Source organism: Kitasatospora sp. NPDC057936 (assembly GCF_042887525.1).
Classification (GTDB): Bacteria; Actinomycetota; Actinomycetes; order Streptomycetales; family Streptomycetaceae; genus Kitasatospora.
The window spans coordinates 1-16,616 of sequence record NZ_JBHVPD010000066.1 but is presented as its reverse complement, the minus strand read 5'-3'; the positions used below and the strand labels follow the sequence as shown (position 1 = coordinate 16,616).

Genomic DNA, 16,616 nt, shown 5'->3' with positions numbered 1-16,616 from the left:
GCCGTTCGGCCCAGCCGGATTCACCCTCCCCCGGACAGCCGCCCTGCGCCTATCGGGTGAGGGCGTGCGCCGCGCGACACAACGCGCGCGAGTGACGGGCCTTGTCTCCCACCGGAGGCGGGGCCCGTCATACGCATGTGCGGATAAAGGCCCGGTCTACCCGCTGGTCAACCGGAGAAGCCCCTCGTACGAGTGACAGCGCTCAAGGATTGCCATGATCGGCCGAGGGGAGGAATCCGGTGCGAGGGGACGCCGGAAGGGACGCTCGGACGGGGAAGCCGGGCGGGGCGGTGCGGAGGGGAAGCGGGAGGGACCGGAGGGGACGGGAGGGAAGAGGGGGACCGGGGAGGACGAAGAGGCCCGCTGCACGGGGAGCAGCGGGCCTCTTCGTCGTGTGCGACCTCGTACGACCCGTGTGCAGCCGCGTGCCGCCGGTGTGCCCTCGCGTGCGCCGTCGTGCGCCGCCGACGGCGCGGACGGCCTGGCGGCTCGGACGGCTCGGCGGCGGCTCAGGCCTGGGCGACGAACACGTGCTGGGCGATGTCCTTGCCCAGCTCCGCGGCGTTCTCGCCGGTGCCCACCAGGACTCCGCCGACGCCGGGGCTCACCATGACCGTCGAGCCCGGGCGGACGCCCGCCCGGCGCAGCCTGCGCATCAGGCCCTCGTCGGTCTGAATCGGCTCGCCGATCCGGCGGACCACCACGCTGACGCCCTCCTCGCCCGGCTTGACCGAGTCGAGCTGGACCAGCGCGGCGTCGAAGCCCTCGCCCTCGGCCTTGGCGTCGCCGAGCTCGTCGAGGCCGGGGATCGGGTTGCCGTACGGGGACTGGGTCGGGTGGCCGAGCATGGCGAGCACCTTGCGCTCGACCGTCTCGCTCATGACGTGCTCCCAGCGGCACGCCTCCTCGTGCACCTGTTCCCACTCCAGGCCGATCACGTCGACCAGCAGGCACTCGGCGATGCGGTGCTTGCGCATGACGCGCACCGCGAGCCGGCGGCCCTCCTCGGTGAGCTCCAGGTGGCGGTCCCCGGCGACCTGGAGGAGGCCGTCGCGCTCCATCCGGCCGACCGTCTGGCTGACGGTGGGGCCGCTCTGCTCCAGACGCTCGGCGATCCGGGCGCGCATCGGGACGATGCCTTCCTCCTCCAGCTCCAGGATGGTGCGAAGGTACATCTCAGTGGTGTCGATCAGCCCAGACATCGCCGCTGGCTCCGTTCTTCGGGGTCCTCACCGACAATTCTGACGTACCGGCCCGACAACCGGGCCCGCCCGGGGGCTTCCGGTACCGGTTTTCGTTCCTGTTGACAGCGGGACCGCCGAGGCACCACCGTGCTCGCCGTAGCTTTCTCCACTGGCGGCCGGGACCTTCCGGGCCGCCCCACCCGGGCCGGCTCCCTCACCGGCAGAGAGCGGAGGCACCAGATGAACGACCTGGTCGGCCGGTACTTCGACGCCGCGATCGCCCATCTCCAGCGGGTCCGCGAGGAGGAGGCCGAGCCGATCGAGGCCGCCGCCGCGCTGCTCGCCGAGGCGGTCGCGCAGGGCCGCCGGGTGTTCACCTTCGGTGCCGGGCACTCCTCGCTGCCCGCGCAGGACGTGGTCTACCGGGCGGGCGGACTGGTGCCGGTCAACCTGCTGAACGTGCCCGGGATGGCCGGGGTGACGGTGATGCCCGCGCCGCTGGCGAGCGCCCTGGAGCGGGTGTCCGGCCTGGCCACGACGAGCCTGGACCTCACCCCGGCGACGGCGGGCGACGTGCTCTTCGTGATCTCGCTGTCCGGCCGCCAGGTCATGCCGGTCGAGCTGGCCCGGTACGCGCGCGACCGCGGGCTGAAGGTGATCGGGGTCACCTCGCTCGCGTACCCGGGCGAGGTGCCCTCGGCGCACCCGTCGGGGACGTACCTGAAGGACAACTGCGACGTCGTGCTGGACAGCAAGATCGCGGTCGGCGACGGCGAGCTGACCCACCCGGGCGCCCGCACGACGTTCGGCCCGGTCTCGACGATCGTCACCAGCGCCCTGATGCAGGCCGTCGTCGCCTCCGCCGTGGGCCGCCTGGCGGAGGCGGCGCAGGCCGGCACCGCGGAGGCGCCGCCGCTGTTCCGCTCGGGCAACGTGCCGGGCGGGACGGAGTGGAACGTCCGGCAGATGAGCGACAACGCGGAACGGATCTTCTACACCTACTGAGCCGCACCCACGGCCCCCGGGCCGCTCCCGCCGGCCCCCGGGCCGCCCGCCGGACAACCACCGGGGGTTCCCGGCCATTGCGGGCCGGACGGCCGGGCGGCAGGCGTACCGGGGAGCCCGCCGGGGCAGGGAAGGGGTGCGACCGGAGCGACGGGTGGGGGCCGAACATGGCGTCTGGTGCGGGGCGTACCGGGTGGGTGCGGGAGCGGGACCTCCTGCCCGACCTCTTCTGGGCCGCCGACTCCGCCTCGCTGCACGGGCAGCACCGCTCGGTGGTGCTCTCCGCGTGGGAGCTGGTCCTGCTCCTCGTCGCCGCCGCGACCGGCTCGGCCGACGGCGAGGCGTGGGCCTGGCCGGCCGCCGTCGCCTACCTCGGCGCGATCGGGTTCGCCGTGGTGATCGGCCGGCAGAACCCGCAGGGCCTCTGGTACGAGGGCCGGGCCGCCGCGGAGTCGGTGAAGACGCTCGCCTGGAAGTTCGCCGTGCGGGCCGACGCCTACCAGCCGCCGCCGCGCGCCCTGCCGGACGCCGAGGGCCTGTACCGCTTCCAGCTCGGCCGGGTGCTGGGCGCCTTCCGCGGCGGCCCGGCGGTCGGGTCGCCGCCGGGCGCGGAACCGGGCAGGGAACCGCTCGCCGGGCCCGCCGGGATCACCGACGCGATGCGCGACCTGCGCGCGCAGCCGCTGGCCGTCCGCCGCGAGGTGTACCTGCGCGAGCGGATCGAGGTGCAGCACGCGTGGTACCGCTCGAAGTCCCGGTACTGCGCCCGGGCGGGCTTCTGGACCGGTGTGCTCGGCGTGGTGCTGCCCGCCCTCGGGCTGGTGCTCGCGGTGCTGCGGGCGCTCGGCGCGTTCACCTACGACGCGCTCGGCACGGTCTCGGCGGTGGCCGCGTCCGTCGCCGCGTGGGCGCAGCTGCGCCAGTACCGTCCGCTGGCCGCGGCGTACGGCCTCGCGGCCGACGAGCTGGACCAGATCCGGCGCCAACTGGCGGCGCTGGAGCTGGAGTCGGCGGACGCCGAGGAGATCTGGGCCCGGCTGGCCCGGGACGCCGAGGACGCGGTGTCCCGGGAGCACACCACCTGGCAGGCCCGCCGGGAGATCCGCACCACCACCGACCGGTGACCCCCCACCGGTGACACTCAGGAGGCAGGCGCGTGGCGTTACGAATGGTCAAGGCCCCGGGCGGACGCGCACTCGCCGTGGAGTCCCTGGGCGATCCGCGCGGCCGTCCGGTGTTCCTGCTGCACGGCATGCCGGGCAGCCGGGTCGGCCCGCACCCGCGCAGCACCGTGCTGTACCGGCTGGGGGTGCGCCTGATCTCCTACGACCGGCCCGGGTACGGCGATTCGACCCGGCAGGTCGGGCGGCGGGTGAGCGCGGCGGCGGCCGACGTGCGGACCATCGCGGACGACCTCGGCCTGGAGGCCTTCGCGGTGCTGGGCCGCTCCGGCGGCGGCCCGCACGCGCTGGCCTGCGCGGCGCTGCTGCCGGAGCGGGTGAGCCGGGTAGCGGTGCTGGTGGGGCTCGCGCCGCGCAACGCGACCGGCCTGGACTGGTACGCGGGGATGACCCCGTCGAACGTCCGCGCCTACCGGGAGGCGGAGCGCGGCCACGACCGGATCGCGGACACGATGGAGTTCCGCTCCCGCCAGATCAAGGACGACCCGGTCCGGCTGCTGAAGGGCCTGCGGCCCGAACTGTCGCCCGCCGACCGGATGGTGGTGGCCGACAGCGGGCTGCGGCGGATGCTGCAGAGCAACTACCGGGAGGCGTTCCGGCACGGCGCGGACGGCTGGATCGACGACGTACTGGCGTTCACCGCCGACTGGGGTTTCAAGTGCGAGGACATCGCGGTGCCGACCTGGCTGTGGCACGGCGCGGACGACCAGTTCTCGCCGGTCGAGCACTCCCGCTGGCTGGCCGACCACATCCCGGGCGCCGAGCTCTTCCTGGAGCCCGGCGCCGCGCACTTCGGCGCCTTCCGGGTGCTGACCACCGCCCTGGCCTGGGCCGCCGGCTAGGGCGTCAGGCCTTCACCGGCGTCAGGCCTTCACGGGCGTCAGCGGCTCGCCCCCGGCCAGCACCGCCAGGACGTTGTCCACGGCCAGCCCGCCCATCGCCTGACGGGTGGCCACGGTGGCGCTGCCGAGGTGCGGGGCCAGCACGGCGCGCTCCTGGGCGAGCAGGGCGGACGGCACCGCGGGCTCGTGCTCGAAGTTGTCGACGGCCGCGGCGAACAGCGCGCCGGACTCCAGGGCGGCCGCGAGCGCCTCCTCGTCGACCACGCCCGCCGTCATGCTCACCACGACGGCCCCGCGCGGCAGTCGCGCCAGCCGCCGGGCGTCCAGCAGGTGCCGGGTGGCCGCACCGAGCGGGCAGGTGACGACCAGCACCGTGGACGTCGCGAGCAGCTCGTCCAGCGGCTTCCACCGCGCGCCCTCGGCCCGCTCCGACGGCAGTTCGCTCCGGTTGTGGTAGCTCACGGGCATGTCGAAGCCGCGCGCCCGCCGGGCGACGGCCTGCCCGATCCGGCCCATGCCGAGGATGCCGAGCGGGGTGCCGGACAGCTCCATGCCGAGCAGGAAGTTCGGCGCCCACACCCACGGCTGCCCGGAGCGCAGCAGCCGTTCGCCCTCGCCGAGCCGGCGGGTGGCGGCGAGCAGCAGCGCCCAGGCCATGTCGGCGGTGGCGGTGGTGAGCACGCCGGGGGTGTTGGTGACGAGCACCCCCCGTTCGGCACAGGCCGCCACGTCGACGTTGTGGTAGCCGACGGCGTGGTTGGCGACGATCCGCAGCCGCGGCCCGGCGGCGTCGAGGAACTCGGCGTCCACCCGGTCGTCCAGGGTGGTGAGGACGGCCCGGCGGCCGGGCAGGGCGGCCAGCAGCTCCGGCCGGGGCATCGAGCGGTCGGAGTCGTGGCAGGTGGCGGCGTGGTGCGCGGTGAGCCGTTCGATCACCCCGGGCGCGAGGCGGCGGGTGACCAGGACCGGGGGCAGGGTAGTCATGGCTCCGGAGCGTACCCCGCCCCCCTGAACGTCCCTGCGAACGTTCCCCGACGCGTCACACCGGCTGCGGTTCCAGGTCCCGGTTGATCCGCTTCCAGCCGCGTGCCGACACCGTGTTGGGGTGCTCCTCGCCGAACTGCCGGATCAGCTCGGCGATCGAGCGGGCCCGCAGTTCCGCCGCCTGGCCGTGCCGCGCGGCCGCCCGCAGGGTGATCGCCAGGTTGGCCTCGCAGGCGACGGCGTCCGGGTGCCGGGGGGTGTAGCGGGCGCACAGGCCCTCGTAGGCGGCGCGGCCCAGCTCCTCGGCGCGCTGGGTCTGCCCGTCGTCGCCGTACGCGTTGGCCAGGTTGATCATCGCGTTGAGGGTGTAGGGGTGGTCCGGCCCGACGGAGCGGGTGAGCCCGTCGACGGTGGCCCGGCCGCGCTCGATGGCGCCCGGGACGTCGCCGCTGCCGCGCAGGTAGATGCCGAGGTTGTTGGCGCAGGCCAGGGTGAACGGGTGCTCGTCGCCGAACAGCCGCCGGTGGCCCTCGAACACGGTCGCGCACAGGTCCCGCGCGGTCTCCTTGTCGCCGGAGGCGCTGTGGTCGGCGGCCAGGTTGAGCGCGCAGGCGAGCGCGTCGGGGGCGTCGGCGCCGTAGCGCTCCAGGTAGCGCTCGTAGGTCTCCTTGGTGATCCGGCGGGCCTCGGCGAGCTGGCCGATCCGGCGCAGCGAGACGGCCAGCGACTTGGCGTTGCGCAGGTTCTCCGGCAGGTCGGGGTCGAGGACGTCGCCGAGGTCGGCGGTGACCTCCTGGAGGAGTTCCACCGAGCCCTGGTAGTCGCCGAGTTCGCGCAGGTCGCGGGCGAGGTTGGACTTGGTGGAGAGGGTGTAGGGGTGCTTGGCGCCGAGGACGGCGGTGCGCCGGTCGAGGGTCTCCTGGTCGAGTTCGCGGGCGAGTTCGCTCTCGCCGACGAGCCGGTAGTCGATCGCCAGGTTGTTGGCCATGGCGAGGGTGCGCGGGTGGTCGTCGCCGAACAGCTCGCGGAACTGGGAGAGGATCTCGCGGTCGAGTTCGAGGGCGGCCTGGAACCGGCCGAGGGCCCGGCGGTCGGCGCCGAGCGAGCCGGCCGTCATCAGGGTGTAGGCGTGGTGCTCGCCGAGCAGGCCGCGCTGGCGCTCCAGGGTGTCCTCGTCCAGGGCCAGGGCCTCGGCGTAGTTGCCCTGGGAGCGCAGGACGTTGGCGAGCTGGAAGCGCAGGAGGAGGGTCTGCCGGTCGCCCTCGCCGAGCTTGCGGGTCCACTCGGTGTCCAGGGCGTGGCCGAGGTCGCGGGCGCGGTCGAGCTCGCCGCGCTTCCACAGGTAGCGGACGCGGTCGATGAGCAGCTGGCGGGTGTCGGCCTCGTCGCAGTTGTGCGCCTTGGAGGGCGACAGGTGCGGCCAGATCTCGTCGAAGGCGGGCCAGTTGGCGGGGTCGTCGGTGTCGCCGAGGACGGGCCGGGCGCCGGTGAGGATGCGGTGCACCTCGTGGACGGCGACCTCCTGCTCCTCTTCGGTCATCTCGGCCCGGATCACGGCCTGGACGAGCCGGTGCACCTGGAAGCTGTTGCTGCCGGCGTCGACCTTGGCGAGCGCGTAGCGGCCGATGGCCTGGATGACCTTGCCCAGCATGAACTTGTCGCTGAGGTCGGCGTCGTACTTCACCAGCGCCCGGATCATCTGGTCGCTGTAGAAGAGGTTCATCGAGATCGGCTCGGGCGCGAAGAACGCGCACAGCTGGAGCAGCCGCACGGCGGCCGGGGACTGCTGGCGCAGCCGGCCGATGGAGACGTTCCAGGTGGCGCCGACCGGGGTCGGGTAGTCGGCGGGCCGGGCGACGGCCAGCGCGCGGGCGGCCTCGGCGTGCAGCTGGGTGACGTACGTCTCGACCGGGGTGCCGGTGGTGTCCAGCCACGCGGCGGCGACCTCGACGGCGAGCGGCAGGTCGCCGACGGCCTCGGCGACCCGGTCGGCGTCCGCCCGGGACAGGCCGCGGGCGCGCCGGCACAGGTGCTCGACGCTCTCGCCGCGGGTGAAGACGTCGACCTCCAGGGCCTCGGCGTGCCCGGTCCAGGCCTGGTTGCGGGAGGTCACCAGGATGTGGCCGGAGCCGCCGGGGAAGAAGCGGCGGATCTCGGACGGCTCGTCGGCGTTGTCGAAGATCAGCAGCCAGCGCGCGGTGGGCCGGCCCAGGCGCAGTGCCTCCCGGGCGGCCTCGGCGGCCTCGGTGACGGAGTCGCCGACGCGCAGGCCCAGGCGCCGGGCCAGTTCGGCGAGGGCGGGGGCGACGAGCTCGGTCTGCTCGGCGTCGATCCACCACACCAGGTCGTAGTCGGACATGAACCGGTGCGCGTACTCCAGGGCGACCTGGGTCTTGCCGACGCCGCCGAGCCCGTACAGCGTCTGCGGGGTGGGCAGGACGGCCGCCATGCCGCCCCGCAGCTGGTTGCGCAGCTGCTCCAGGACGGCGGCGCGGCCGGTGAAGGACGGGTTGCGCGGCGGGACGTCCCACACGGCGGGCTTGCTGCCGGGGAAGCGCGGCCCGCCGCCGTTGCCCTCCGGCAGGGCGGCCTCGCCGCGGCCGAGCGCGCGCAGCAGCGTCTGGACGGACTGCGCCTCGTCGCGGCCGACCAGGTCGACCGGGTTGCGGTTGCTGAACGGCGCGGTGAGCCGCACGTCGCCGACCCGGACGGGCACGAGCTGGCGGCGCGTCCCGGACGGGTCGGAGCTGACCACGGACTCCCACAGGGCCCGGGCCTGCGGGGAGCGCTGGTAGGCGGGCGAGAGCACGGCGACCGTCCGGTAGGCGGCGTCGATGCCGCGCTCGGTCTCCTCGCGCGGGTCGGTGCCGGCGCTGAGGTCCCGCGGCAGCACCCGGAAGCCGGCCCGGGTGAGGACGGACTCGATCCAGTCCGCCCACATCCGGTCCTCGGGCACGTACGACAGGTAGAGGTCGGCGGGCACGGAGGGGCGGCGGCGGGTGAACGCGTCGACGTAGCGCAGCCGCACCTCCTCGTCCACCGCCGGCAGGTTGGTGACCCGGCCCTCGGTGATGACGGAGGTCAGCCGCTCGCACGCGGCGAGCATCGAGGTGGGCGTGCCGGGCTGGTCGCCGAAGGTCGCGAGGATCTCCTCGTAGGCGTAGAACGGCCGGTACGGGATCTCCACCGAGCCCCAGTACTGGGCGAGTTCCTCGCCGCCCAGGCCGGCCGGCAGCCCGTCGAAGCGCACCCGGGCGAGGGCGCGGCCGGCGTCCGCCTTCTCCTTCTCGCCCTCGTCGATGCGCATCGGGACGGGCAGGATGCGGATGCCGCGCTCGCGGTAGCGGTCGTGGATGTGCTGGGCGATCCGGGAGGCGCCGTCGATCGACTGGTCGCTGAGGGTGAAGCAGACGACGAGGTCGTCGGGCATCTGCACGGTGCAGATCTCGGCGATGTCGGACAGGCCGGTGCGGGAGTCGATCAGGACGTAGTCGTAGCGCTTGGCCATGTCGGCCTTGAGGGCGTCGAAGAACTGCCCGCCGTCGAACCGGTCGTAGAAGATGTCCCAGTCCAGGTGGGTGACGGCCTCCGAGTAGTCCCGGTTGAACTGGCCGGCGGAGAGGAAGTCGAGGCTGCCGCCGCGCGGGAACAGCGGCCAGGACAGCGACAGGGCGTGCGGGTGGACGCGGGCGAAGTCGAGGTGCCAGCCCTCGGCGTGCTCGACCGGGCGCAGCGCCTCCTCCCGGTACTCGGCGATCAGGTCCATCATGCCGGTGGTGCCGGCGAGGGAGGCCGGGTCGAGGAAGGGGTGGAAGAACTTGGCCAGGCCGGGCGCCTCCAGGTCCCAGTCGACGGTGAGCACGCGGTAGCCGTTGGCGGCCAGGATCCAGGCCGTGTTGGCGAGCGCCATGGTGCGGCCGGTGCCGCCCTTGTACGAGTAGAACGTGATGATCCGCCCGCCGCGGTCCTGTTCCTGCGCCCGGCCGCGGGCCTCGCGCTGCGCGGCCAGGTCGGCGGCGGTGAGCCCCCCGAGGCGGAGGTTCCTGGTGGTGTTGTCACTCATCTGGGTCCTCCCACGGGCGCCGTCCCGTAGCCGGGGTCGTCGTCGGTGTCGTCGCGGTCTGGGTGGTCGTCGCGGTCGGTGGGGCCAGGTCCGAAGGGGTCGGGTTCGCGCCGGAACGCGTCCCGCAGGTTGGGCCGCGGCGCCGGGGGGTCGTCCGGCTCGGCCCGGGTGCGGCTCTCGAAGGCGTACTTGGCCTTCATCGCGGCCCGGGGCAGCGCGTCGTCGAAGTCGTCGAGGCTGGTGAGCCCGGCGGTGCCGGTCGCGCCGAGGAAGCTCGGGCGGCTGGCCCGGCGGGTGATCCGCAGCGTGCGGTCGCTCAGTTCGCCGAGCTCGCCCTCGCGTTCCTGGCACTCCGGGTCGTCCATGTTCCACGGCTCCAGGACGCCCACCCAGGTGGCGTCCGAGCGGTCGAAGCGCCGGACCAGCTCGCGGCGGCGCTCGTCGCACAGCGCCCAGCGGTCCAGCAGGAGCAGGCCGGGCGCGGCGGCCTCGCCGCCGATGATCGCCTCGGCCTCGTCGTCGAACTCGTGCACGGTCGGCTGGAAGCCCAACTGCCGCGCGAGGCGCACCGCGTGCTGGGCGATCGGGGAGCCGGAGGGGCGGTAGGGGTGCCAGTCGGTGCGCTTGGCGCCGTAGTAGTCGGGGCTGCGGTCCTCGGGCAACTCGCCCTGGTGGTAGGAGAGGACGGAGATCCGGAGCTGCTTGGTGGGCGCGGTGACGTTGAACGCGCTGGGCAGGGCGTTGAAGTCCAGCCGCCGCCCGACCGGGATCACCGTCTCCTCGGCGACCTGCACGATCCGCGCGGCCAGCCGGTGCACGGCCAGCTCGTAGGCGGCGCGGAAGTAGGTGAGCTTCATCAGCGCGTACAGGCCCTCGGTGGCGTAGTCCGGCCCGAAGCTCGTGTGGTTGAACTGGAGGTCGCCGGCCACCCTGGGCAGTTTGTAGCGGCTCATCGGCGCCCATAAGACCGGCACGATCCCGCTGGTGCGCTCGGAATCGAGGTTCGCCGGATAGACCGGCCGCCGGGTGAAGGCGTGCCACTCCTGGCCGCACGGAACGCTGTTGAAGTACCGCGGCGAGTACAGCGGCACGAACACCCGGCAGTTGGCCAGCTCCTCCGACAGCCGCTCCGCCCACAACTCGCCCTGGTGCATGGACTCGTCCATGAACCCCACCGGCACCCCGGCGGGCACGGTGGTCAGTTGGAGCACCGCCTCGCACAGGTCCCGGTACAGCTGGCGCACCCAGTGGTTCGGATCCCCGGCACCGCGCGCGCCCGACCTCGGGGTGTGGGCGTAGGAGAGGAAGAAGTACGGCCTGGCGTCGTCCTCGTCCCAGCCCCGGTCGTTCACACGCGCCTCCCCCGGGCCCGCCGGCAACCTGTTCCCCGCAGCCCCCGTGCGCGGGGCTTCAGTGTAGGAACGACTGGCACCCCAATGGAATAGCACAACGACTCGCACGAATTGACATGACCGAAACGACGTGCTGGTCAGCTCTGCTTGAGGGAGTCCAGATCGATGATCCGATCAGCGGGCGGGAGGCTGACGGTGACGGGGGCGTCGTAGTCCGAGAAGTCCATCGTGGTGCCGTCCGAACTCCCGCCCACGTGCGGCGACTCGACCCGGAGGGGCCGCGCGGGCCCGTCCGTGGCGACGTACCCCTCGAACGATCCGTCCTTGGACGAGGTCGCGAGGATCCCGGCGGCCTTCCGCCCGTCCACGGTCGCGGTCCCCTCGGACGCGACGTCCTTGTACCAGTCGCCGTCCCCGAAGACGGGCGTGCTCTTGAGGTCGCAGAACGTGGTGACGGTCTGCAGGTCGTCCCCGTCCTTGATCCGCAGCCAGTGGTCCTTTCCGGCCGCCATCGCCTTGTCCCCGCCGAGCCTGGCCAGCAGCCGCTCGTCCTCCTTGAACAGCGTCTGCCCGCCGCTGCGCAGCAGCTCGGCCTTCCCCTGGTCCCCGAAGTCGAACGACCCCGTGCAGTCCCCGCCGGCCGCGGCCGACACGGCGAAGGTCATCTTCTGCCCCGAGTCGCTCTCGCTCCCGGTGATCTTCACCGACGCGGCCTGGGCGAACTGCTTGTGCCCCTGCTCCAGCACCGTCCCGGCACTCATGGCCGGTTCGTCACCGCTCCCGCACCCGGCAAGCCCGGCCAGGGCCAGCACGACCCCGCCGACCACAGCAGCCCGCTTGACACCCACGTCGAACCCTTCGCACAACGAACACCTGCGCGGATCCTACGCGCGGGCCCGCCCGGAACGGCGAGCGAGCCCGTGTGCCGTTGGCGACAGTCGGACGGCTCAGGACCGGGATCGGCGCAGGACGTGTTCGGCCAGGTCGACGGCCTCCCGGAGGGAGATCAGGCGGCAGTGGGCAGTGCCGATGCGGCGGGTGGTGAGGGTGGTGGAGGCGGCGAGGACCCGGGCTCCCAGGTCGGCGAAGTGGAGGTCGTCGAGGTCCGGGGCCTTGAAGGTGGTCCAGCCGTCCGGGCCGACGCAGCGGTACTCGCGCTGGGGGACGTCGGGCATCCGCAGGTCGGCGAGGTGGAAGCCGGTGAAGCGGGCGATCGGGACGCCGATCATCAGGACCTGGGCGTCGAGGTCGTAGAGGCGGCCCAGCGGGGAGTCGGGGCCGAGGTGGGAGGTGAGCGGGTGGTGCGCGGTGATCGCCCGGGCGTGCTTGCCGACGGCCGCCCAGGACGTCTGGGGGTGGTCGCTGCGCCGGGCACGCCGATGCGTGCGGATCGTCTCCGAGAGCGTCCCCATGGTCGGCGAGCACGGCGTACTGGCCGGATCGAACGGGAGCATCCGGTCGAGGTGCTCGGCCCGGCGCTCCGGAGAGAGCCCGGCGGTCTCGGCCCGGTGGATCCGGGAGGTGGCCGAGTTCTCCGGGGTCGCCGTGTAGGCGACGAGGGTGCCTTCCCCCTCCTCGTCCCGCAGGGCTTCGAGCAGGGCCTCGACCACCGTCGTCGCGCCGCCGGGCACCGGGCCGAGCGCACGCAGGGACGCCTGGACGTGGAGCACCGCACCCGCGCGGACTCCGATTTCGGTGAATTCACGGGCGAGCAGGGCGAGTGGTGCGGCGGCGACGCTGCCGGCGCGGGATTCGGTGAGGATGACGGTACCCCGGGATCATGGGCCCCGGGTGAGGGAGCCCCGGGGCGGGTGGATGGTGGTCAGACCGCGGCGTGTTCCCGCCGGGCCCGATCGGCCGCCCGTTCGGCCGCCGCGGGCAGCGGTACGGCCAGCCAGGGGGCCACGGTGGCACGCATGCCGTCGGCGAAGCGCAATCCGAGCGCGGTCAGCGCGCCCGAACCGGCCAGCCGCTCGACGGCTTCCGCGGTGTACCGCCGCCACAGCGCGAACTCGCGCCGGGCTCGGTCCGCGGCCTCGCCCGGCAGCCCGTCGTAGGCGAGCGTGCGGGTGCCCCAGTACTCCGTGACCGCCAGGTGGGCGTACGTTCCCTGGAGCAGGCCCTCCAGCGGCCGGGGGTCGGGCCGCCAGGGCGCGAAGTACAGCGTGTCGTCGCCTCGGTCGTACAGGTCCGTGAGGTCGAGCACCGCGCCCAACTTCACGTGCTGGAACTCGTGGGCCAGCAGGAGGGCGAGCGTCGGCGCCGTCGCCGGGCGGGCGATGCCCACCGCGCCGAAGGCCTGCCGGGCCGCCGAGCTGACGTCCCGGCCCGCGGGGCCCGGCCGCAACGGGGTCACCGTCGTGAGGCCGGCCCGGATGCCCTCCGCGTACCCGGGCAGGTCCCGCCCGAGCAGTTCCCAGGACTCGCGCAACGCACCCGTCCAGTCGAGGAGTTCGCCGCCCGAGAGACGGGCCGACACCGCGTGGGCGTGGCTGTCGCGCAGCGGGTCGACGTCCTCCAGCGCGACCGTCCACCCGCCCGCCAGCCGGACCCGCCGCAGCGGCTCGTCCAGCAGGGTGCGGACGGTCCCGTCGGAGGCGCGGACGGAGAGGCCGTCCGCCGTGCCCGTCACGACGGCCTCCCCGTCCGGGAGGGCGAGGCGCCCGAGCGTCGGCAGGTGCAGCCACCCGCCGCGCACCGGCACGGCCACCGCGTCGCCCCGGGCGGCTCGCACCGCGGCGGCCGCGGCGAGCGCGGCCAGCGGCCCGAGCCCGGTGCCGAGGTCCCCGGCGAGCCGCCGGGCGGCCCAGGCGCGCGCGTACGGGTGGGCGAGGACGGCGTCGACGGCGGCGGGGGCGGCGACGTCCAGCGCGGCCAACAGTGACCACGCCTCGGCCCGCCCCTGTCCGGAGGCGTCCCAGGCGGCGGCCAGCATCGCCCGGGTGAGGGCGAGTTGGGAGCGGCCGAGGGCGTGGACGGTGTCCGCGCTCCCGTAGCCCCGGGCGAGCTCGTCGAGCTGGTGGTCGGCGAGCGCCGCCGGCACGACCGGGGCGGCGTTCTGCGCAGGGACGGCCACCGCACCGCCGTACGCCGCCACGCCGTTGATGAGCGCCATGAGGTCCCCGCAGTAGACGGAGGGGTTGTCGAAGCCGCCTCCCCCATCGTCGCTCCGATAGCGGTGGGCGTACAGACCGCCTCCGCAGCTCCGGACGACGGGGCAGGTGCGGCAGGTGCCGCAGAGGCCGGCGAGACCGGACTGGCGGGCGGCGACGCCGGGGTGCCCGGCGAGGTCGTCGAGGGTGTGCTCGAAGACGTTCAGCCCGGTGGCGGGGGCGCCGTCGTACGCGGTCTTCAGGCTGTCGGCCTGCTCGAACGTACCGTCCGTCTCCAGCACCGCGAGGTCGGAGGGCTCCAGGCCGAGCGACTCGGTGAGGCTGGAGAAGCCGCGCCGCGTCCGGTGGACGGACTCGAAGGTCCGCACGGCGAACGGCCGCCGGTCCGCCTCCCACAGCTCGTGGACGGCGAGCAGCCAGTCGGCGTACGGGGTCGGCCCGAGCGTGGAGGGACGTTTCGGCGGGTCGTCCCAGGTGGCGTGCGGGAGCAGGAAGTCGACGGCGGGTGGCTGGAGTTCGACCAGGGCCCGGTAGACCGCGACCGGATCGTTCTCGACGTCGATCGTGCACAGCAGTCCGGCGAACAGGTGCCGGTACGCGGGCTCGCGCAGCAGCGCGACGGCCCGCAGGACCTGCGGGTGGCTGCTGCGCCCGTCGGCGAAGCGCCGGTGGCGGTCGTTGGCCGCGCGGTCCCCGTCGAGCGAGATGCCGACGCGGACGCCCAGTTCGGCGAACAGCTCGCAGAAGGCGCGGCTCAGCAGCACGCCGTTGGTGTGGATGCGCAGGTCGAGGGCGCAGCCGGGCGGGAGCGCCGCCCGGAGCTCCTCGGCGGCGCGGCGCAGCCGGTCCGGGCCGGCGAGCAGGGGTTCTCCCCCGTGCAGGACGACCCGGACGGCGGGCAGCCGGTGGGCGGCCGCGTGCTCGCCGATGCGTTCGGCGGCCTTGGCCAGGATCTCGTCACCGACGGTTTTCGGCCGGGTGCGCCAGCTGCTGTCGGCGTGCTCGTAGACGTAGCAGTGGTCGCAGGCGAGATCGCACCGGCTGTGCATCTTGACCACGAATTGCGTCAGGGGAATTCGCGTCGTCATGGTCTGACTCGAAGGGTCGGTCTCGGCCCGCCGGTCAGATCGAGGAGTTGAAGGCCGCGACCGGCACGAGGCCGGATTCCGCGCCGGGGAGTGCGCGCCGCAGGCTCTCGGCGAGCTCTTCCGCGCCCAGCGCGGCCAGATCGGCGAGGGAGGGGCGCTCCGGCGTCTCCTGAGGGTCAGTCAGGTTGCCGGCCGGCCTGATGCTGGTTACCGGTGTCATATTCGTTTCCTTAGGCGCGGTTACGACCTGCCGAGGGTGGGTAAGCCACCCGGTTGCGACCAATGTAGTGCCCGCGAGGCACCAGCGCGGCACCTTGCGGTTTCGCGTTGGTGTCCGCAACGGCCCGACACCGTGCGGTGGCGCGTGGGACGCCGAGAATTCACCCGTTCGGCGGTCGCGCACTTCGCCGTGGCGCGCGCCGAAGCGGGATTCTTCGAGCCGCCGTTCGAATCGACCGGTCATCCCCCACCCGGTTCGCGGACGGACCGCACCACTTCCGCCGTGAACTCCAGACCGTAGTCGGTGAGTTCGCCGCTCGCCAAAAGTGTCTCACCCGCCGAGAGCGTGTGCGCCCGCCAGCGCTCGCACTCCCGCTCCGCACGCTCGCGGCCGGCCCCCGAGGCGGCCTCGGTCCGCCAGAAGTCGGCCACCCCCAGGTGCGCGTACGTCCCCTGCAGCAGCGCGCCGACCGGGCGCAGGTCGGGCCGCCAGGGAGCGTGGTAGACGGCGGCGCCGTTGGGCCGGTGGAGCGGCACGAGGTCGAGCAGCGCGCCGAGTTGGACATGCAGGAACTCGTGCACCAGGGCCAGCGCCAGCAGCACCGGATCGTCCGGCAGCGAAGCCGCCACCGCGCCGTACGCGCGCCGGGCGGCCGCGCTCACCGCCTCCCCGCCGGGAGCCGGCCGGAGCGGGACGATCGTGGTGACACAAGCGGCAACAGCCTCCGCGTGCCACCGGTGCCGCCGCACCAGAATCCCCCACGCATCCGCCAACCGCACCTCCCACACGGCCAGTTCGGAAGGCGTCAGGGGCCCGGCCGGCGGCCGCCCGTAGTCCACCCGGTGCGGCCCGACGTGGTCGATCACCGGAGCCCAGCGCAGCCCGTCGCACTCCAGAGCCAGCGGACGCCCGGCACCGAGCCGCACGAACTCACCCAGCCCACCCAACTGCACATCCTCACCAGCCGCCAGGCCGCGCAGGCAGTCGGCCGCCCAGGCGTCCAACTCCGGTCGCAGCAGCACCTCTTCCCACCGCACCCGGTCCGCCCGCTGCAGCGCGCGCACCTCGGCGTACGCCGCGTGGTACCCGTCGTCCTCCGGAGCCGCCCGGCGCAGCGCCACCAGCAGCAGAGCCCGCTTGCTCAACTGCCCCGCACGCAGGAGCCGAACAGCCCCCGCCCCTCCCCGCCCACCCGCGATCGCCCGAAACGTGGCCCGGTCCACCCCGTGCCGGGGCAACCCGTCCGCCCCCCGCGCGCCCGGCACCCCGACCGCCAGAGCCTCACCCGTACCCGTCACCGCAACGTCCTCCCAGTCCGATACCACCCGGCGGCAGTCTCACCCCCTGGCAGACGGGAAACGCCGCCAACAGCCGCACATAACCCAAATGGCCGAAGCACCCCCTCCCCAACTGACCCACCCCCCTCAACCACCTCCACCCGCCGCACCAACGCACGCACCCAAACCACCCACCTTCCCCCTCCCCCCACAGGCGAGAGGGTCGGGCTGCGGGAGGGGGTGGCGGAGGGGGTGGCCGCGGAGAGGGGCGTGACGGGTGATTTTCAGACTGCCAACGGTCTTAACC

General features: G+C 73.9%; 12 protein-coding genes. 3 read left to right on the top strand and 9 right to left on the bottom strand.

Annotated features, from left to right (window positions below):
- Positions 1–509 precede the first annotated feature (509 nt).
- Positions 510–1,202: a metal-dependent transcriptional regulator gene (locus ACFVU9_RS29295; RefSeq protein ID WP_380439941.1), complete on the bottom strand. Its 693-nt coding sequence runs from the start codon at positions 1,200–1,202 to the stop codon at positions 510–512.
- 222 nt (positions 1,203–1,424) lie between these two features.
- Between ACFVU9_RS29295 and ACFVU9_RS29290 the strand changes: the two genes are divergently transcribed.
- From ACFVU9_RS29290 to ACFVU9_RS29280, 3 genes are all read left to right on the top strand, one after another.
- On the top strand, positions 1,425–2,189 hold the full coding sequence (locus tag ACFVU9_RS29290; protein WP_380439938.1) for a sugar isomerase domain-containing protein: 765 nt from the start codon (positions 1,425–1,427) through the stop codon (positions 2,187–2,189).
- A gap of 167 nt (positions 2,190–2,356) precedes the next feature.
- Positions 2,357–3,313, top strand: a complete 957-nt coding sequence (locus ACFVU9_RS29285) for a DUF4231 domain-containing protein (protein ID WP_387598440.1) — start codon at positions 2,357–2,359, stop codon at positions 3,311–3,313.
- A gap of 44 nt (positions 3,314–3,357) precedes the next feature.
- Positions 3,358–4,212, top strand: a complete 855-nt coding sequence (locus tag ACFVU9_RS29280; protein WP_380440056.1) for an alpha/beta fold hydrolase — start codon at positions 3,358–3,360, stop codon at positions 4,210–4,212.
- 21 nt (positions 4,213–4,233) lie between these two features.
- Here ACFVU9_RS29280 and ACFVU9_RS29275 read toward each other — a convergent pair whose 3' ends face one another.
- The 8 genes from ACFVU9_RS29275 to ACFVU9_RS29240 form a co-directional block, all read right to left on the bottom strand.
- Positions 4,234–5,196: a 2-hydroxyacid dehydrogenase gene (locus ACFVU9_RS29275; RefSeq protein ID WP_387598438.1), complete on the bottom strand. Its 963-nt coding sequence runs from the start codon at positions 5,194–5,196 to the stop codon at positions 4,234–4,236.
- Between the two features lie 55 nt (positions 5,197–5,251).
- Entirely contained in the window at positions 5,252–9,259 is a 4,008-nt protein-coding gene (gene fxsT / locus ACFVU9_RS29270; RefSeq protein ID WP_387598435.1) for an FxSxx-COOH system tetratricopeptide repeat protein, read from the bottom strand.
- Positions 9,256–10,611 carry a TIR-like protein FxsC gene (locus tag ACFVU9_RS29265; RefSeq protein WP_380507503.1) on the bottom strand — a complete coding sequence of 452 codons (1,356 nt, stop codon included), beginning with the start codon at positions 10,609–10,611 and terminating at the stop codon, positions 9,256–9,258. Before ACFVU9_RS29265 ends, fxsT begins: the two co-directional genes overlap by 4 nt.
- Positions 10,612–10,748: 137 nt before the next feature.
- Positions 10,749–11,459: a hypothetical protein gene (locus ACFVU9_RS29260; protein ID WP_387598432.1), complete on the bottom strand. Its 711-nt coding sequence runs from the start codon at positions 11,457–11,459 to the stop codon at positions 10,749–10,751.
- Positions 11,460–11,558: 99 nt separating this feature from the next.
- A complete protein-coding gene (locus ACFVU9_RS29255; protein ID WP_380498116.1) occupies positions 11,559–12,281 on the bottom strand; it encodes an aminoglycoside N(3)-acetyltransferase in 723 nt (240 codons plus the stop codon).
- Positions 12,282–12,433: 152 nt separating this feature from the next.
- Entirely contained in the window at positions 12,434–14,812 is a 2,379-nt protein-coding gene (locus ACFVU9_RS29250) for an FxsB family cyclophane-forming radical SAM/SPASM peptide maturase (protein WP_380439924.1), read from the bottom strand.
- A 34-nt stretch (positions 14,813–14,846) separates the two neighbouring features.
- Positions 14,847–15,032 carry an FxSxx-COOH cyclophane-containing RiPP peptide gene (fxsA, locus tag ACFVU9_RS29245; protein ID WP_359962476.1) on the bottom strand — a complete coding sequence of 62 codons (186 nt, stop codon included), beginning with the start codon at positions 15,030–15,032 and terminating at the stop codon, positions 14,847–14,849.
- Between the two features lie 239 nt (positions 15,033–15,271).
- Positions 15,272–16,177 carry an aKG-HExxH-type peptide beta-hydroxylase gene (locus tag ACFVU9_RS29240; protein WP_380498118.1) on the bottom strand — a complete coding sequence of 302 codons (906 nt, stop codon included), beginning with the start codon at positions 16,175–16,177 and terminating at the stop codon, positions 15,272–15,274.
- Positions 16,178–16,616 lie beyond the last annotated feature (439 nt).